This is a genomic window from Bacillus sp. FSL K6-0069 (genome assembly GCF_038007785.1).
In the GTDB taxonomy this organism is placed as follows: domain Bacteria; phylum Bacillota; class Bacilli; order Bacillales; family Bacillaceae_G; genus Bacillus_A; species Bacillus_A mobilis.
Genome location: NZ_JBBOXN010000001.1, coordinates 810,125 through 829,435, shown reverse-complemented (window position 1 = coordinate 829,435; position 19,311 = coordinate 810,125). Strand labels below are relative to the sequence as shown.

17 protein-coding genes are annotated in these 19,311 nt (G+C 35.5%); 8 read left to right on the top strand and 9 right to left on the bottom strand.

The features are described 5' to 3' along the window. The first annotated feature begins 132 nt into the window (after positions 1-132). From MHB74_RS04230 to entC, 4 genes are all read left to right on the top strand, one after another. Positions 133-1,236: an efflux RND transporter periplasmic adaptor subunit gene (locus MHB74_RS04230; RefSeq protein WP_061676276.1), complete on the top strand. Its 1,104-nt coding sequence runs from the start codon at positions 133-135 to the stop codon at positions 1,234-1,236. Beyond that, positions 1,233-1,907: an ABC transporter ATP-binding protein gene (locus MHB74_RS04225; RefSeq protein ID WP_061676275.1), complete on the top strand. Its 675-nt coding sequence runs from the start codon at positions 1,233-1,235 to the stop codon at positions 1,905-1,907. Before MHB74_RS04230 ends, MHB74_RS04225 begins: the two co-directional genes overlap by 4 nt. Positions 1,908-1,933: 26 nt before the next feature. Next, positions 1,934-3,085 (top strand): ABC transporter permease, encoded by a 1,152-nt coding sequence (locus MHB74_RS04220; protein WP_412783812.1) that lies wholly within the window; start codon positions 1,934-1,936, stop codon positions 3,083-3,085. Positions 3,086-3,533: 448 nt separating this feature from the next. Beyond that, on the top strand, positions 3,534-4,925 hold the full coding sequence (gene entC / locus MHB74_RS04215; RefSeq protein ID WP_270401101.1) for a cell wall-binding protein EntC: 1,392 nt from the start codon (positions 3,534-3,536) through the stop codon (positions 4,923-4,925). A gap of 55 nt (positions 4,926-4,980) precedes the next feature. On the opposite strand, the gene MHB74_RS04210 is transcribed toward entC, so the two are convergent. The 8 genes from MHB74_RS04210 to MHB74_RS04175 form a co-directional block, all read right to left on the bottom strand. Beyond that, positions 4,981-5,904 (bottom strand): HEAT repeat domain-containing protein, encoded by a 924-nt coding sequence (locus MHB74_RS04210; protein ID WP_061680151.1) that lies wholly within the window; start codon positions 5,902-5,904, stop codon positions 4,981-4,983. A gap of 113 nt (positions 5,905-6,017) precedes the next feature. After that, positions 6,018-7,103 carry a DUF871 domain-containing protein gene (locus MHB74_RS04205; protein WP_061680152.1) on the bottom strand — a complete coding sequence of 362 codons (1,086 nt, stop codon included), beginning with the start codon at positions 7,101-7,103 and terminating at the stop codon, positions 6,018-6,020. Continuing rightward, the gene (locus MHB74_RS04200) at positions 7,093-7,371 is read right to left on the bottom strand and encodes a hypothetical protein (protein WP_061680153.1); all 279 of its coding nucleotides are present in this window, start codon (positions 7,369-7,371) and stop codon (positions 7,093-7,095) included. The genes MHB74_RS04205 and MHB74_RS04200 overlap by 11 nt, the downstream gene beginning before the upstream one ends. Beyond that, on the bottom strand, positions 7,347-8,657 hold the full coding sequence (locus tag MHB74_RS04195; protein ID WP_061680154.1) for a PTS sugar transporter subunit IIC: 1,311 nt from the start codon (positions 8,655-8,657) through the stop codon (positions 7,347-7,349). Before MHB74_RS04195 ends, MHB74_RS04200 begins: the two co-directional genes overlap by 25 nt. A gap of 82 nt (positions 8,658-8,739) precedes the next feature. Continuing rightward, positions 8,740-9,045 carry a PTS sugar transporter subunit IIB gene (locus MHB74_RS04190; RefSeq protein ID WP_061680155.1) on the bottom strand — a complete coding sequence of 102 codons (306 nt, stop codon included), beginning with the start codon at positions 9,043-9,045 and terminating at the stop codon, positions 8,740-8,742. Position 9,046: 1 nt separating this feature from the next. Further along, positions 9,047-9,367, bottom strand: a complete 321-nt coding sequence (locus MHB74_RS04185; RefSeq protein ID WP_000131338.1) for a PTS lactose/cellobiose transporter subunit IIA — start codon at positions 9,365-9,367, stop codon at positions 9,047-9,049. Between the two features lie 111 nt (positions 9,368-9,478). Continuing rightward, positions 9,479-11,419 carry a BglG family transcription antiterminator gene (locus MHB74_RS04180; protein ID WP_061680156.1) on the bottom strand — a complete coding sequence of 647 codons (1,941 nt, stop codon included), beginning with the start codon at positions 11,417-11,419 and terminating at the stop codon, positions 9,479-9,481. A 76-nt stretch (positions 11,420-11,495) separates the two neighbouring features. Next, entirely contained in the window at positions 11,496-12,584 is a 1,089-nt protein-coding gene (locus tag MHB74_RS04175; protein ID WP_061680157.1) for a DUF871 domain-containing protein, read from the bottom strand. Positions 12,585-12,903: 319 nt separating this feature from the next. On the opposite strand from MHB74_RS04175, the gene MHB74_RS04170 reads away from it, so the two are divergent. Together MHB74_RS04170 and MHB74_RS04165 are read left to right on the top strand one after the other, a co-directional pair. Then, positions 12,904-14,106: an MFS transporter gene (locus tag MHB74_RS04170; protein WP_061680158.1), complete on the top strand. Its 1,203-nt coding sequence runs from the start codon at positions 12,904-12,906 to the stop codon at positions 14,104-14,106. 347 nt (positions 14,107-14,453) lie between these two features. Next, positions 14,454-16,109, top strand: a complete 1,656-nt coding sequence (locus MHB74_RS04165; protein WP_061680159.1) for a Na/Pi cotransporter family protein — start codon at positions 14,454-14,456, stop codon at positions 16,107-16,109. A gap of 34 nt (positions 16,110-16,143) precedes the next feature. Here the strand turns inward: MHB74_RS04165 and MHB74_RS04160 are convergent, their stop codons facing one another. Beyond that, positions 16,144-17,142, bottom strand: a complete 999-nt coding sequence (locus MHB74_RS04160) for a YhdH/YhfP family quinone oxidoreductase (RefSeq protein ID WP_061680160.1) — start codon at positions 17,140-17,142, stop codon at positions 16,144-16,146. Positions 17,143-17,455: 313 nt separating this feature from the next. On the opposite strand from MHB74_RS04160, the gene MHB74_RS04155 reads away from it, so the two are divergent. Continuing rightward, the gene (locus MHB74_RS04155) at positions 17,456-18,658 is read left to right on the top strand and encodes an LCP family protein (protein ID WP_061680161.1); all 1,203 of its coding nucleotides are present in this window, start codon (positions 17,456-17,458) and stop codon (positions 18,656-18,658) included. 148 nt (positions 18,659-18,806) lie between these two features. Then, on the top strand, positions 18,807-19,247 hold the full coding sequence (locus MHB74_RS04150; protein WP_000642361.1) for a hypothetical protein: 441 nt from the start codon (positions 18,807-18,809) through the stop codon (positions 19,245-19,247). Positions 19,248-19,311 lie beyond the last annotated feature (64 nt).

Below are 19,311 nucleotides of genomic sequence, written 5' to 3'. Positions count from 1 at the left end.
ACTCTACCTTACATTTACATATTCATACCTTACAAAACTGTAAGGTTATTGTAAGCTAAAACGATTTGTCAGATTCTTCACCTCTTTTATACTGAATGTAGATACTAAAACGAACGAAAAGGTGATAAATAGATGAAGAAGAAAAATAAAGTGTTAATTACTAGTGTAGTAGCAATCGGTATTGCAGCTGGATCATATTTTGCATTTGCTGGTGGTAGTTCAGAAGTAGCAATGGCATATAGCGGATATAAAGTAACAGAAAAACAAATTGAAAACGCGCAAAAATTTGGCGGTGAAGTCATTCCAAACGGCATCGAAACAATTTCATTTGATCCAACAAAAGGTACGTATGAATTAGCTGTAAAAAAAGGGGATGAAGTAAAAAAAGGGCAACTCCTTTTTAAATATAATGACCCTACTGCGAAACAAGGTGTAACAGAAGCAGAAATGCAAAAGAAAATCGCACAAAAAGAAGTAACATTGTTCCAAAAACAAATTGATGCAGCGAAACAAAAATTACAAAAAGATAAAAATGCAGGCCTTCCTGCTGAAGCGTTAAAAGCATCAGAAATCGAAGTACAACAATTAGAATCACAAATTGAAATGAAGAAGTTTGAAGTTGAAAAATCTGATGAAATGATTAAAGCAGCAAAAGAGAAAGTAAACACACTTTCTGTAACGAGCCCTACTGATGGCGTAATTGATGATATCGTAAAAACTGCTGATGAAAAAACAGGTATGAGCGGCATTACACTTCGTCATGCTGGTCCATTTAAAGTAAAAGGTCAACTTTCTGAATACGAGCTTGCTAGTATGAAAGTTGGGCAAGAAGTAACTGTTTCATCAAAAACGGTTGCTGGTAAGACTTGGACAGGAAAAGTAACAGAAATCGGTTCTACACCATTAAAGAGCATGGATGAAAACAAAACTGTTTCTAACTATCAATTCACGGTCACATTAGACAACAGTGAAGAATTACAAAACGGCTTCCACGTTTACGTAACAAGTAAATCTGGCGAAGCAACTGGTACAATTGTTCCGAAAAGCAGCATCGTGAAAAAAGGTGACAAAAATGTTGTCTTCGTTGTAAAAGACGGTAAAGCGAAAGAACAAGCGGTTACTGTTGAATTCGAGACTGATAGCGAAGCGAAAGTTTCTGGAGTGAAAAAAGGAGAACAAATTATCTCTAAACCTGAAAAAGACTTAAAAGATGGTATGGAGGTTGTCGTTGAATGATTAACTTAAAAGGCATCACGAAATCTTTCCAAAATGGTGCAGAATCCGTACAAATATTACACGGCATTGACGTAACACTGAACCAGGGAGAATTCACTTCTATTATGGGACCATCTGGTTCTGGTAAATCAACATTAATGAACATTATCGGTTGCTTAGATAAACCAACGACAGGTGCGTATGAACTAGCTGGTCAAAATATTTCAAACATGTCTGAAACAGAACTTGCACGTGTTCGTAATAAAGAGATCGGATTTGTATTCCAAAACTTCATGTTATTACCGAGACTTACAGCACTTCAAAATGTAGAGCTACCTCTTATTTACGCTGGAGTTGATAAAAAAGAAAGACGTGAGCTCTCATTAGCCGCTTTAACAAAAGTAGGTTTAGCTGATCGCGCTACTCATCTGCCGAACGAATTATCAGGTGGACAAAAACAACGTGTAGCAGTGGCACGCGCAATTGTAAATAATCCAAAGTTCATTTTAGCCGATGAACCGACGGGTGCACTTGATACGAAAACGAGTACACAAATTATGGACCTCTTTTACGAATTAAACAAACAAGGCTCAACAATCATTATGATTACCCACGATCGTGAAATTGGGGAAGCTGCAGCACGTCAAATTGTAATTCGTGACGGAAATATCGTCCAAGATTGGAGAGGTTAATTTTGAACACGAGTGAAAATATACGCATGGCCCTTTCCTCTATCTTTGCTCATAAAATGCGTTCTATCTTAACGATGCTAGGAATTATTATCGGTATTAGTGCCATTATTACTATCATTTCAATGGGTGATGGTACAAATGCAAAGTTTAAAGAAGAATTAGGCCAAGGAAAAGATAATGAAATAACCATTTACTACAACAATCCTGATTACGGAACAGATAGTGCAAAAATCACACCTGATATGCTAAACCGTCTTCAAACCGTCTCGGGCGTTAAAGATGTGTATCCAGATGTAAGTATGAAAGTAAAAGCATCTGCTGGTTCAAAAGATGTAAATCTTGATTTAAAAGGTGGAACAGGCGCCTTTATGACAGATTCGAAAATAAAATTAGTTCACGGTCGTGAATTAAACGACAGCGAATTAAACCAAGCAATCCCTGCTGTTATATTAAATGAAGAAGCTTTCAACAAATTATTTAGTGGTTGGGAATCAAATCAATACACAGATATAAAAGGAAAACCGTATAAAATAGTCGGTGTATACGAAGCGAAAAACGACTTCGGAATGCCTATGCCTGAAGGTTATACGTCACTTGAAAACGCGCCTGTCATTTCAGGAGTAAATGAGTATGACTCGGTAAGATTAACAATGACCTCTCCAACAGAACGTAAAAGTGTAGAAAAACAAGCCGTTTCTGTTTTAAACGAAATGAAAGCACCTAAATTTGAGCACAAATTCGAAGCACAAGATTTAGGTGAATTTACGAAGCAATTAGACGAATCAATCGGTATGATGAAAATGGTATTCGGTGGTATTGCTGCTATCTCCTTACTTGTTGGTGGTATCGGCGTAATGAACATTATGCTTGTATCTGTAACAGAACGTACACGTGAGATTGGTATTCGTAAAGCACTTGGTGCAACACGCGGTAAAGTATTAACACAATTCTTAATTGAATCTTGTATTTTAACAGGACTCGGTGGATTCATCGGATTCATGCTCGGTATCTTCTTCGCTTGGATCGTTTCCATCTTTGCCGGATGGCCACTCGTTGTCTCAAAAGAACTTGGACTTCTTGCAGTAGGTATCTCCATGTTAATCGGTATTATATTCGGTCTACTACCAGCTAACAAAGCTGCAAAACTGGATCCAATTGAATGTTTACGATATGAATAAACAAAAACGTAGGAATTTACACTCCTACGTTTTTTTATTTATCTATTAAATCGTGTTTCTTCTATTATATATGTTTTACGTTATACATACCTTTAGCTATTGTAAAGTACTAAAGCTATTATAGAATCCTATTATTGCAAAAATAATATGTGACAGACTAAAATCAAGGCGTAATTTTTTCCATACCTCGACTTATTTTGTAACAATTATAGCGATATTTTATCGATTTTCACCTCATTTATATTTCTCTACAACTAAAATAGTTATTTTTACATAACTACTTTTCTGTTCCAACAACAAAATAAGTCGTTTTCGTAACAATTAAGAAACATTTACGTAACACTACAGAAACATTATTAACCGATTAGAAATTGAAATACTCCCCTTTTTATGTATCATATGCTCTAACCTCCCCTAACAACTATAAGAAAGCGCTTTTAGGATATTACTGGAATTATTACAGAATATTAATGACCCGTTACGAATGCTTTGTAGTTTTGTGTTTTCCGCAAATAAGAAAATAATGGTTGCTATAATGAGGTCAACGAAAACAAATGCAATGGAGGCTATTATGAAAAAATTTATGGGTATAGCAACAGCAGCGGTTTTTGGTCTTGGGATTTTCACAACATCTGCTAAAGCAGAAACGTTTGTAACAACTGATGTACTAAATGTACGAGAAAACCCAACTACTGAATCACAAGTTGTCGGAAAGTTATTAGATGGATATAAAGTTAACGTTTTACATACAGAAAACGGATGGTCAAAAGTGAAATTAAACAGCGGTAAAGAAGCTTTCATTAGCGCTGACTATACAAAAGACACTTACTACGTAACAGCAAACGTATTAAACGTACGTGCTGGTGCAAACACTGACTCAGAAATTCTTGGTAAGTTGAAACAAGATGATGTAATCGAAACGACACACCAAGTACAAAATGACTGGATTCAATTTGAATATAACGGAAAAACAGCTTATGTTCATGTTCCTTACTTAACAGGTAAAGCTCCAGTTAAAGTTCAACCAGCAGTTAAAGTAGAAAAAACAATTAAAGTTCAAGATACAGCTAAAGCAGCGGAAGCAACTAAAGCTCGTGAAGTAGCTGAAACGCAAGCTAAAGCTAAAGTAGTAGAAGCAACTAAAGCTCGTGAAGCAGCTGAAGCTCAAGCAGCGGCTAAAGCTCAAGAGGCAGCTAAAGCTCGTGAAGCAGCTAAGGCTCAAGCAGAAGCTAAAGCTCAGGCAGAAGCTGAAGCTCAAGCAGAAGCTAAGGCTCAAGAAGCAGCTAAAGCTCGTGAAGCAGCTAAAGCTCGTGAAGCAGCTGAAGCTCAAGCAGCGGCTAAAGCTCAAGAGGCAGCTAAAGCTCGTGAAGCAGCTAAGGCTCAAGAAGCAGCTGAAGCTCGTGAAGCGGCTAAAGCTCAAGAGGCAGCTAAAGCTCAAGAGGCAGCTGAAGCTCGTGAAGCGGCTAAAGCTCAAAAACCAGCTACACAACAACCTGTTGCAAAAGAAACTGAAACAAGTGCACCATCATCTTCTCGTGAGTTACAAGTTGTAGCAACAGCTTACACAGCAGATCCACTTGAAAATGGTTATAAAGCAGGCGACCAAGTAAAATCAGCTATGGGTCATAACTTAACAGCTAATCCAAACATGAAACTAATTGCAGTTGATCCAAGTGTCATTCCATTAGGTTCAAAAGTATGGGTTGAAGGTTACGGAGTAGCAATCGCTGGTGATACTGGTGGAGCTATTAAAGGACATAAAATCGACGTTTTAATGCCTGATAAAGGTACATCTAGTAACTGGGGACGTAAAACAGTTACAGTGAAAGTATTAAACTAGTTCGTACTAAAAAGAGTCAGTCTCATTGTTGAGACTGACTCTTTTTTTATGATTCTTACATTCTTTCTTTCTCTTGAAAGTAAGCAATATTGTCTCGAAGCCACTTCCTCTCCGCCATAAACAAGTTTCCACGTTTTTTGTACACTTTATCAAACGTCTTTAAAACTTCTTCATGACCAACAAACTTATGTAAAAAACGCAGGGCGATGACAATCTCTGATTCGTCAGTAGGCTCTACTTCATTTTTACGTCTTCTAGAAACAACTTTCGTTACACGTTCGCAAATTGGTTTAATCGCCATTTCATCTCCATATGCATAAATAGCTCGAATAGCCTCATATTTCACTATGACATTTCTATCAGCTAAACCATCAATATAAACTATTTGTAAGTCTGTTCTTCCGATTTCTGCTAAAGTCTCAATAGCTGCTGAACGAATATACGCACTATCGCAGTGTAAAAGTTTCGTTAAAGGTAGAATTGATCGCTTTGTTCCAATCTCATATAAAGTGGCACATATATTTACAATATCATCTCGATTCTCTTCCACTGTAAGTAACTTCAATAAAGCATCTTCTGCTCCCAACGATTTACACAACTTTAAAGCGATGACAGCAGAATAACGGACTCCACTATTTTTATGATATATGTAAGGAATAATTTTATGTGCATTACTTGCTTCAGATAATTTACTTAAATCTATAAGCATGCTATCTAACAATATCCTGCTTTCTTCACTTTCTAGCCGATCTATCAAATAATCTGCAATATACATCTCTTTAGTATTTATTGCAAGTTGTGTAATTAAAAAATAAAGGTTTGTTTTTATATATACTTTTCGTGCTTCCGTTACTTTCTCTTGCAAACAAGAAAAAAGCGATAGATCATTTAACTGCCTTGCTTCTTCATACGCGCATCGCTGAATACCTGCTTCTTCATCATCCATCCGCTTTAATAAATCATCTATATACTCTTCCATCTCCTTCTCTCCCGTCCAAATTAAATCTATCTCTTTGCATTCTACATACGATAGACTACCATTTCAACAGAAAAAAGAGGATGCCATAGCATCCTCTCCTCTCCTACCTTTCCCTATTCCACACAAGTAAACTGTGTCCAAGCTCCTACATAATCTAGTAAGAATAACTCCTCTTCTGCAATTGTACCGACAATATTTTTCCGTTCATCTATCGGCATTTCTTTTAGAATGATTTGCAGTTCACCTTTATACTTTCCGAATGAGTTGTTACCAATTACAACTTGCCCTCTTTCCTGTAATACACTTTCGCGTACTGGGAAGTCATAGTCTTTGTACTTTTTACGCACTTCTGTAGAACGTACCATATATTCTGTTATGTCACCGCGTCTTACGTGTAATTCTTGCAGCGTGGCTTTCTTCTCTACTTCAGTCGCTTCGTCTACAAAGTGTACCTTTAGCTGTAACATGTAACGATTTAAGTTTCCTAGTTTTTCTAACTCTTCTTCACTCGCATAAGCATTTCCGATAATCACATCATCAATAAGCCCTGTCGCCCATAAATGTTTCGCTTGTACTTCAATCGGTAAGTTACGGTGTTGTTCTAACGTACATAATCCGTCGTTAATATCCCATGGGCCAATGTCAGCTGCATGTGACGTAATAAATGCTGCCGTACGAATACCGTGTTTTTTAAAGCGTTCACTACAGCGAATGAAATAATCATACGGAAGACCAGTGAACTTTTGCGGATAGAAGTTATGACAACCAATTAAAGCTGGCTTATTCGCCTGATGCGAAAGAATATTTTCTAAATATGCAATATCATTACTTACGTTTAGTTCAATTTTTAAGCCATACGGATTATTCGTCATTTTTGCTTCTGTTAATCCGTCAAAACCTAAATCTAAACGAATACCATCTGCACCTAACTCTGCAAAGAATGATAGGTCGCTATAACTAATACCAAGTTGATCGAATACCGCCGGAGCTACATCTAAAATAACTTCCATATTATTATCTTTTGCATGATTAATAATCTCTTTAAATTCAGCTACAATTTCTTCTTTCGGACGATTCACAGATAATAGACATGTGAATATTCTTGAAAAACCGTGGCGTGCCGCTGCCGAAATATATGCCATATCTTTTTCTTTCGTTGAATGCTCTGGATAAAGTGAAATTCCTAACTTACGCTCCATGCTTTTGCATCTCCTTCACACGTTGTATTAATGCCATGCTCGTAAATCTATATTTTGCAGATAAACATGTTGCACATAAAATCGTTGGTACAATAATTACGTACGGTGATTGTAACCCTAACATTACATAGGCACCCATTGAACTACCGATAAATAAAATTGATACGAGTAGTAACACTAATAAAGATTTACTTTGTACCCATTTTGAATAATGTGCAATACACTGTCCCGCTACGAATGTAATTAAGATGATAATTGCTCCGAGCATTTTTCTTTCTCCTCTCCTGCTACTTGTTGTTTCTCATACATTTTGAAGAATGGATAGTAAATAACGAATGAGATAACAAAGTTAACAAGTACAAGTACACCAGCCATAATTGTCCAGTCCGTACTAATAATCGCTGCAATTGGTGCTAGCATCGTAAATGGCAATTTCGCCATCATCATCGGAATCATACCTGAAACAACTGCGAAATATGATACTGTCGTTGTCACTAACGGTGTAATAACGAATGGAATAATTAAAATTGGGTTCATTACAATTGGCGCCCCGAAAATAATCGGTTCGTTAATATTGAATAAGCCTGGTACGAATGATAATCTACCTAGCTCTTTTAGGAACTTAGATTTAGAGAACATAAACATAATAACTAAAGCTAACGTTGAGCCTGATCCACCGATCCATACGAACCATTGAATAAATTGCTCTGTAAATAAGTTTGGTAATTGATGTGCATTTCCTGTAGCAGTGAATACTTCCATATTTTCAAGAATTGCTGAATCCCACATCGGACGAATGATTGGTCCTAAAATCGCAGGTCCATGTATACCGAATGACCAGAAGAACACGATTAAGAATACTGTTAATAAACCGCCAAATAAATTATTTCCTACTAATACTGATTTTAATGGTGCGATTAAATATGTGATTGTTGTATTTACATCAAATTTTAAACCGTAACGAATACCCCAGAATAAAAGAATAACGACTAAAGTTGGAATTAATGCTGCAAACGAATTTGAAACTGCTGGTGGTACACTGTCTGGTAATTTAATCGAGATATTATGCTTAATCATAAAGTGATAAATTTCTACTGCAATTAATGCTGTAACAATTGCTCCGAATAAAGATGTTGCACTTAATGTTCCTACTGAAATGTATCTACCTGCATCAATAACACCTGGTACAGCTTTCGTAATTTGAATTGGTTCAACTGATGCTAGTAAAAAGGCGAGTACAGATAACAACCCTGCACTTAACTGATTGAGCTGATAAAAATTCGCGAGTGAAGCTCCTACCCCAAATGCTGCGTATAACGCCATTAAACCTACTGTAAATCGGAATGGAATATCTAAAATATGACGAAACGGTGCAATCCATTCCATATATGCATCAATTGGTAAATTTAAAAAGATAACGAAAAATGATCCGACAATCGTTAACGGCAATGTAGAAATAACCCCGTTTCGAATTGCTAATAAATGTCGTTGTCCTGCAATCTTTTGCGTTGTTGGCATAATCTTTTGTTCCATAAAACTCATAAAACCATTCATCAATACCCCTCCTCTTTCTCTTTACTACGAAAGAATGAAATAAAGTTATAACATTATAATGTTTATATTTAAAAAAATATCATTATGCTAAAACTAATTGTTCTGCTTGTTTCAATACTTTTAAACCGTCACACATGCCATAATCTCGTTGCTCTATAATTGCAACCGGTATATCGTATGAGTTCGCAAGAAACTGTACAGCTGGAAACAAATACTTCACCTGTGGTCCGATTAAAACTACATCAGCATTTTTTATCTCCAGTTTCACAAGTTCTGAATCAACTGCTTTAATTTTATAATCCTTCCCTTGTTTCTTTGCCTCTTCCTGCATTTTTCTTACAACCATACTCGTTGACATGCCTGCTGCACAACATAATAAAATGTACATCTTATACTGTCACTTTCTCTTCTACTCGTTTATGAAGAGTGATAAATTCTTCAGCAAGTTCTTTCACTGTAATTGCATTCATTAAATGATCTTGTGCATGCACTAACAGTAAACTGATTTCTGCATGATTTCCTCTTGCCTCTTCTTGAATTAAGTCTGTTTGAATACGATGAGCTGCTGAAATTTCTTCACTAGCAAGTGTCATCTTTTCACTCGCATTCTCAAAATCTCCTTGTCTTGCAAAAGCAATTGCTTCCAGTGACGCGCTTCTCGCATTGCCACCATGTAAAATTAACGCAAATGGAGTTTGCATATCAGTCATTTTAAATTCCCCCAAGCTATCTTTTTTCTATATTGCTATCTTATTATGAAAACGCATACAATTAAACATAAAAAACTTCCGTTGTGTAACGGAAGTTTTTACATACTTTTCTTATAACGATAATAATATCTCTTGAAAATCTTCAATCACTTTAGCCTGAGCTAATTTCTCTATCGTATTTTGACTAGACATAACATCATATAAAAAATCATACAGCTTTTGTAAATCTTCATTATTATTACGCTTTACACTAAATAAAATAATAACTTGTACTTTCTTATCTCCCCAGTCAACCGCTTTATCAAGGGTACAAAACATCAAAAATGTTTTCTCACTTAATAACTGCATCGGATGAGGAATCGCAACTAAATTTCCAACTGCTGTAGGAGATGTATTCTCTCTTTCCATAACAGAATCATAAAATTGTTCTGGTACATAGTTTTTCTCAGCAGCTTTCTCACATAAAAATTGGATAGCCTCTTCTTTCGTAGAAGCGCTATGATTTAAAAAGATTAAATCTTCCTTTATATACTGCTGCACACTAGTATTCACATGCGTAAACAACTGCTGACCAATCGATTTAATCTCTTTATCATCAAATATTGAGTTCACTTTTATAACTGGAACAGGCAAACCACTCGGTATATGAATCGTACTAATAATACAATCTATTTTATCTTTATAAAGGTCTTCCACTTTCAATTGATAATAGCCTGTAATTCCCACAATCTCTAATTTATCTCGGAACTGTGATAGAATTTTATATTTCAATAGCTGGGCGCTTCCTTGACCAGTCGCACAAACTAATAAACATCTTTTCTTTTGATTCTCTTCCTGTAAACGGCTCATCGCTCCGCCGAAGTGAATCGCAATATAACCAATTTCACTTTCCGGAATCGATTCTCCCGTATATTCACCAATTATATCTCCAACGAGAACCGCAATTTCAAAAGCATACGGATAATTCTTTTTCACTTCTGCCAAAAGAGGATTTCTCGTATTTAACTTATACTTCAAACGATTTAATAACGTTTTTAAATGAACACCAAATCCAAATAATAATTCTTCATCATAATAAAAAATAAGATTCCGTTCTTCCGCTACTTTAAAAAGAATATGTTGCATGAATGCATATAAATCTTTCCCTAATAATTCTTCCACATTTTCATAACGATCTCTCGCTGTGACAGCAGTACTTAATAAGTGCATCGTCACATATAAAACTTCTTCTTCTGGAAATGAAAGATGTAACGCGTTCTCTAAATCTCCTAAAATCTCTTTCGCAATTGTATATTCTTTCTTTATGATAAGCTCAGCTTGCTCTTTATTTAGCCCTTTCATATAATGTTGATCTTCACAACGCTTTAATGCGATTGCAATATGAATGACTAAATTATCAATTTCTATATCTGATAAATATATCGTCCCTCCCTCGATATACTTTAATATAACCGAACGGATAAGCGGTATATGAGGTAACGATACATATGTATCACTCTGATCAAATTGCTCATGAAACGGAGTATGGTCATAACGCGGTAAACCATATTGTGATAAACAAGAACGAATATGAAACTCCTCTCCCACAATACGTATACCATAATACGGTCTCTTTTCAATTTGTAATTGATAACGCCCACATATATCTGTAACATCTTTCATAATTAAATTTACAGTCGATTTACTCACATAAATTTCCTCTGCCAACTGTGAAAGCTTCACATATCCCTCTGTCGTTAAAATACGTTGCAGAATGTACGCTATCCTTTCTTCATAAGAAGTTGGGATCTTTTCCGCCTGTTTTTGAAATAGACCCACGCAAAACTCTTCAAACTTCTTCATTTGTATAATTTCTAGTTCGTATCCAGTCCCTCTTTGCGATTCAATTTTCGCCCCGTTTTCTTCCAATATATCATTTAATAATTTTATATCTTTTTGAATCGTTTTCGTTGATACATGTAAACGGCTCGCTAAAAAAGCTCGATTTAACATCGATTTCTCTTCTAAAAACTCCTCTAAAATAGAAACTAATCGCTGATGCACCTTTGTCATAGTTCTTCCTCTCACAATTTATATATAAAAAGGAAAAAGCTGCTGAAGTCAGTAGTTTTTTCCTTTTTTATTTAATCTATTTCTTTAATGTAAACCCGAATTTATCCCATGCTTGTAAATAATCTAATAAGAAAATTTCTTCTTCCACAATTCGGCCAACTACATTTGTTTTTCCTGTATTCACCATATCTTTTAAAGCAATTTGCAATTCACCTTTATATTGACCATACTGTTCATTATCAATTAAAAGATCACCGCGTTTAATTTCACGTGTATTATGCGGTTTGAACTCTTCTTTCTTATATTTCACACGACTTTGTGTCGAGCGAATCATATATTCAGATACATCTCCGCGGTAAAAATGAGGCTCGTCTAATACGATAATTTTTTCTAATTCTGTTGTTGTATCGTATAGTCCTATATCAAATGTTTGTTTCTCTTTATTTAATGCACCTAGTGCTTGTAATTCTTCTTCTGACGCATACGCGTTTGCAATAATAACATCATCAATTAATTCTGTCGCAAATAAATGCTTCGCCTGTGTTGTCATCGGTAATTCACGATGCTGCTCTAACGTACATAATCCTTCTGTTACTGGCCAAGGTCCGTATGTTGCATCAAATGATGAAATAAAGGCAGCTGTTCTCATACCGTAATCTTTAAATTGTTTCGAGCATTTAATGAAATGATCGTATGATAATCCTGAATAACGATGTGGATAAAAATTATGGCAACCAATTAAATTTTCACGATTTGGTCTATGACTCATAATGTTATCTACATATTTCGTACCGTTACTCATATTAATTTCAATTTTTAAGCCGTATGGATTGTAAGTCATAATCGATTCTTCTAACCCAGAGAAACCGACATCTAAACGAATGCCGTACGCTCCTAACTCATGGAAGAACGATAAATCATTATATGAAATACCTAATTGTGTAAAGACAGATGGACTAATATCAACTAATACTTGGAACCCTAATGCATTTGCATGGGAGATCGTTTCTTTAAACTCTTCTATAATTTTCTCTTTTTCTCCATCTACAGACAATAAGCATGTGAATACACGATTAAATCCGTATTTACTTGCTAATGTTAAATATTCCTTATCTTTCTCTACTGTTGAATGTTCTGGATAAATAGAAATACCTAATCGTCTCATATGTACACGCCTCTTTCTTCATTGTTTTGTAAACCTTTTCAAATATATGTAGTGAAAAAGTATATATCCCCTTCTCATTCACTACTTTTTGAATCCGCTTTCTTTAAAGAAAAAACAATTTCTATCATTCATAACAACTACAAGTCTATACATCTATACTTTACATCTTTTTTTCATAGTTGTGTAGCTTTTACACAAATTTGTCAGTTTTTTCACCTCAAAAATTGTTATACGTTTTCAAGGCACCTTCCTTGACTGTTACATTGACCAATACATATACTCGAAAGAACAGAGATAATTTTATATAGGGGATGAATATATGGGAGAGGCAATACTCGTAAAACGAGAACCGTTATGGACGAAAGAGTTTGTTGCGCTAATTCTAGCAAACTTATGTATGTTTTTAGGGTTTCAAATGTTAATTCCTACTTTACCTGTTTATGTGAAAGAAATTGGTGGCACAAGTTCCAATATTGGATTTGTTGTCGGTATGTTTACCGTTGCAGCACTTTTTGTTAGACCGCTAACTGGAAATGCATTGCAAAAGTTCAGCAAAAAAATCATTTTAATGATTGGTACTGCTATTTGTTTACTCGCTATGGGCAGTTATCTTTTCGCTTCAACTATCTTCCTATTGCTTGCCGTTCGAATTTTACACGGAGCTGGGTTTGGTATTACAACGACTACATATGGAACTGTCGTTTCAGATTTAATTCCGCAAGCTCGCCGCGGTGAAGGTATGGGATATTTCGGCCTTTCTGGAACGATTGCAATGGCGCTCGGTCCACTTATCGGACTTTGGCTGATGCAAACATATAACTTCACGATTCTTTTTTTATGTGCACTTTCCTGTACAATTGTTTCATTAATATTAACGAAACTACTTCAAATCAAAAAATCGCCGCAACCACCACAGCAAACATCTGGTACTTTTCTCGACGGATTTATTGAGCGCAAAGCTTTACTTCCTTCATTATTAATATTATGTATTACATTAATGTACGGCGGAATCGGGAGCTTTATTACATTATTTGCTACGGAAGTCGGTATTGCTGATATAAGCCTCTTCTTCTTATTTAATGCACTTGCAATCGCTGTCACTCGTCCGTTTTCTGGAAAATTATACGATGCGAAAGGTCATGCGTTCGTTATTATTCCAGGAGTTATTATTACGTTTGCAGGTATTATTTTATTGTCGTATACAACTACCATTCCGAGTTTAATTATCGCAGCAGCATGCTACGGAAGTGGATTTGGAGCGATTCAACCAGCACTACAAGCATGGATGATTGACCGAGTAGCACCGCACCGACGAGGAGTCGCAACAGCTACATTCTTCTCAGCATTTGACCTTGGAATTGGTGCTGGCGCAATTATATTTGGATTCATTGCACATTTTACAAACTACGCAACTGTATATCGCTATTCTTCTCTATTACTTATTGCTTTCCTGTTCATTTACATCACAAGTATAAGAAAGCAAAAGCATGGCAATAAAAACAGAGAAAAAGCTGCTGGATAATTTCAGTGGCTTTTTTTATGCACAAAAAAGAGATGAATAACGAGAAATAAATTTATAAAATCATTTTCCTACATATTTTTTTAACTTTCATCAAAAAATATACGATGAACTCGCAGACGCTTTCCTTCATATTCAACTGAATAATACTATTCTAAAAAGTGTGATTTCTTTACAAAAAACACTGTCTATATAGGGCTTAAACCAATTAAATCCAGCTGTTTCTTTAAAGAATTGTAAACTTTTCATCCCTTTGTAAATTTAGTGTAAATTTTACTGATAAACCGTTTACAGTACCTCAAGGTTTAGTTAATAATTACATCGTACATGAAATTTAAGGAGTGGAATGCGTGGAATACAATATTCAAGATATGATCTTCCAGTTCATTGGTGGATTAGGTATTTTCTTATTTGGTATTAAATACATGGGCGATGGACTGCAACAAGCAGCTGGAGATCGTCTTCGCGATATTCTAGATCGCTTTACAACAAACCCACTTATGGGTGTACTAGCAGGTATGTTAGTTACTGTATTAATCCAATCAAGTTCAGGAACAACAGCTTTAACAGTCGGACTTGTAAGTGCCGGATTTATGACATTAAGACAAGCAATTGGTGTTATTATGGGTGCGAACATCGGAACGACAGTTACTGCATTTATTATCGGAATTAAAATCGGAGAATACGCTCTTCCAATTATGGCAGTTGGGGCTATCTTACTATTCTTCTTTAAAAATAAAAAGGTTCATTCTTTAGGTCAAGTTATATTCGGTTTTGGTATGTTATTCTTCGGTTTAGAATTAATGAGTGCAGGTATGAAACCGCTTCGCTCTCTAGAGTCATTCCAAGAGTTAACGGTTAGCATGAGTGATAACCCAATTTTAGGAGTTGTTGTTGGTACAGTCTTCACTTTAATTGTACAAAGTTCAAGTGCAACAATTGGTATTTTGCAAGAACTATTCGGTCAAGGTGCAATCGATTTAAAAGCTGCGCTTCCTGTATTATTCGGTGATAATATCGGTACAACAATTACAGCTGTATTAGCAGCAATCGGTACTTCTATTGCCGCAAGACGTGCAGCATTAGTTCACGTTATCTTTAATATCGTCGGTACAATCATATTTACGATTTTATTAGTACCATTTACAAGCTTAATTCAATATTTCCAAACATCATTAAACTTAAATCCAGAAATGACAATTGCATTTGCACACGGAACATTTAACGTAACAAATGCAGTTATTCAATTCCCATTCATCGCTGTATTAGCATGGATTGTAACAAAACTTATTCGTGGTGAAGATTCTGCTATTGATTTCAAACCACAACATTTAAATCCAATCTTTATTGAGCAATCTCCAGCTATCGCTTTAACAGAAGCTCAAAAAGAAATCATCCGTATGGCGGAGTTCTCATTACATGGATTAAAAGAAGCAAATCAATTTTTAAATACACAAGACAAAAAACACGCTGATATGGCTACTCAATTAGAGGGCGCTATTAACAATTTAGATAAAAAAATTACCGAGTATTTAGTTTTACTATCAGAAAAGCCACTTTCACCAACAGACTCTGAGAAGCATTCTGTTTTAGCAGGTGTAGTTGGAGATATTGAACGTGTCGGTGATCATGTAGAAAACCTTGTAGAACTTGTAGATTTCCAAATTTCAAACCGTGTTTCTCTATCAGACGAAGCACTAGCTGAACTAAATGAAATGCTTGAGTTAACAATTTCAACATTACAAGATGCAGTTGAAGCTTTAACAAACTTCGATACTGAGCTAGCTCAAACTGTTATTGCAAAAGAACGTAAAATCGACCAAATGGAACGTGTTCTTCGTAAACGTCACGTATTACGTCTGAACGAACGTAGCTGTTCAGGTGATGCAAGTATCATCTTCGTCGATATGGTAAGTAACTTAGAGCGTATCGGTGATCACGCTGTAAATATCGCTGATGGTGTTTTAGGTGAACAAGGTAAAATCAATTTAAAACAATCATTATAATAGAAAAGAGACGCTAACGTGAGCGTCTCTTTTTTCATTTCATATTTACAACCGTTCTTCCTTTTAACTTTCCTTGCAATATAAGTGTAAACTTCTCATCTAACTCTTCTAATGTACATTCTTCTGTATAAGATAGTAACTCATTATTTTCCCATTCACTTGCTAAGAGCGTCCATACATCTCTTCTCACATCCACTGGGCATTGCACAGAATCTATCCCTAAAAGGCTTATGCCTCGCAAAATAAACGGATATACCGTTGTTTGTAATTCCTCGCCTGCCACATTGCCGCATGTCGTTACACAGCCACCATACTTTACCGTTTTTAAAGCAGTTTCTAGCATATGTCCACCTACAGTATCGATAACCCCGGCGTATATCCCTTTTAACATTGGTCTTCCTGATTCATCATTCAACTCCGTACGATGAATCACTTTTTTCGCTCCTAAACGTAGTAGCATCTGTTCTTCTTCCATTTTCCCTGTCGCTCCTACTACGTTAAATCCTAACTTACTTAAAATACTTACAGCTACACTCCCTACGCCGCCTGTGGCACCCGTTACTAACACATCTCCCATATTAGGCGTGATCCCTGCTCCAATAAGCTTATACACTGATAAGGCCGCTGTAAAACCTGCTGTCCCGTACATCATACTTTCCTTTAATGACATTCCCTCTGGTAAAGGGATAACCCAAGATGCCGGCACGCGAATATATTCTCCGAAACCACCAGAAGTATTCATCCCTAAATCATAACCCGTTACAATGACTTGATCGCCTACTTTAATAGTTTCACCTTTACTACCCACAACTTCTCCTGCTGCATCAATTCCTGGCGTATGAGGATATGTTCTCGTTACACCTTTATTACCAGTAGCTGAAAGTGCATCTTTATAATTTAATGAAGAATAATGAACCTGTATGAATACGTCCCCCTCAGGTAAACTACTTACTTCTCTCTCTACAACGTTTCTTACAAACTGCTTACTTTCTGTTTCGTTCACAACGATTGCTCGGAATGATGTATGATTCATTATGCTCTCTCCTTTATCCGTCAAATTCTTCTTTATTATATAGAAGAAATAAGTAAAACTACTCATTTCTTCTTGGCTATATTTCAACAAATCTTACTTCTCTATCACTTTCTCACAATACGTATTTTCATTTCTACTAAAAAACCTTATACTTATTCTACATCTGAAAAATAAAATATAGAAATCTGACTTTTTATAAATAAATTGAATTTTTACGAAATGTAAATGATTTGTAATGTTTTTTTTCGCTAAATTTCATTATAATAAGTGGATGTGAGTGTCGTATTTCAATCCAAATGAAGGAGTACAGGAAATGGAGCAAAACCCATCTTTGCAAGAAAATACACGCAGTAAACCGAAAAAAAGTAAGAAAAAAACAAAAATTATTATAAGCGTTATTCTATTCTTTTTAATAATAGGTGGCGGTTATACTTGGTTTTTAGTAAATAAAGCATCTTCTGCTGTTCGAAATGCCGCACACGATTTAGCGCGCGGTGATAAATCTGATTTACGTGACAAAGCTGTAAAACCTATTACGAACAATGTCTCTGTCTTAATAATGGGTGTTGATGAAAGCGATGTCCGTGGGAAAGAATATGGTGAAGCTATAAGAACGGATGCACTATTACTTGCAACGTTTAATAAAGATAGCAAAACTGTAAAACTATTAAGTATTCCACGAGATACATATACGTATATTCCAGTGGAAAAGAAAAAAGATAAAATTACACACGCTCATGCATACGGTTCTACTAAAAACGGAAAAGATGGTGGACCACAAGCAAGTATTGATGCAGTTGAAAAATTAATGAATGTTCCTGTCGATTACTTTGTAAAGTTTAATTTCAAATCATTTATGAAAATTGTCGATGATTTAGGCGGGATTGAAGTCGATGTACCAGTTGAATTTACTGAACAAGATAGTAATGATAATGCTGATGCAATTCATCTGAAAAAAGGTGTTCAAAAGCTAAATAGTGAAGAAGCTCTTGCTCTTGCTAGAACGCGCCACATCGATAGTGATGCAATGCGTGGGCAACGTCAACAGCTCGTTATTGAAGCGATTTTAAAGAAACTAACAAGCGTTGGATCTGTAACAAAAGTTGGTAACATCATTGATGATATTAACGGACAATTCGTTACAAACTTAACATTCGATGATATGCTTTCATTCTATAAGTATGGATCGGATTCAGACATTGAGAAATTACAACTTCAAGGTGAAGACTGCTATATGGCAAAAGGCGACGATACATGTAGCCAATCTGCTGGTGGCGGCCGAACATATTACTACAATCCAGATAAAAAAGAATTAGCAAAAGTTACAAACGATCTTCGTGCTCACCTTGGATTACCTGCATATACAAAAACAGACTCTGATTCGAAGAAAACAAGCACAGAGAAAACAAAAGAATCTAAGTCAGAAAATTCAAGTGAACGCGAATCAAGTAACAATGAAGTGAAAAATAAAAATAGCAGTGAAGATACAGAAACATCGTCTAACGACAATGAATAAAAAGAAGCAGTTCTCTATGGAGGTAGAGAGCTGCTTCTTTTTTATTTCTTCAATATCAAAAATCAGAACTTTCTAACTATCTTTTTTAATATTTTTAAATTATAATAAATAATAGCAATCTATTCCAATTATCAGGGGGCTCATACATATGAAAGCTGCAGTAAAACATAACATCTCAGATTTTAAAGACTACTTAAAATCAAATGATATATACATGGAAGAAAATATAGATGAAAATGATGGTTCTGTTCATTTTTCAGTAGGATTAGAAACAGAAGCTGGCGCAAAAATTCAACTAATCGCTGCTTTCCAAAACGAACATCCTACTGTGGATATATACTGCTTCAATGTTGCTCACGTACCTGATGCAACATCAACAAATGACATTTTGCACGTTATCAATGAATTAAACACATCTTATCGATTTGCAAAATTCACATTAAACAAGCAAAATGCAATTGATATTTCAGCATCGCTTGCATTCTCAGAACCAAACTTTAATCCAGCACTTGTCTTTGAACATACGAGAATGCTATATAAATTAGCAAATGACGAATATAAAAACTTAATGAAAGTTATTTGGGCATAAAGTGAAACTTTAATCAGTGGGGGTTTTGTTCATCCCCCACTGATTATTAGTTGAACCAATCGGG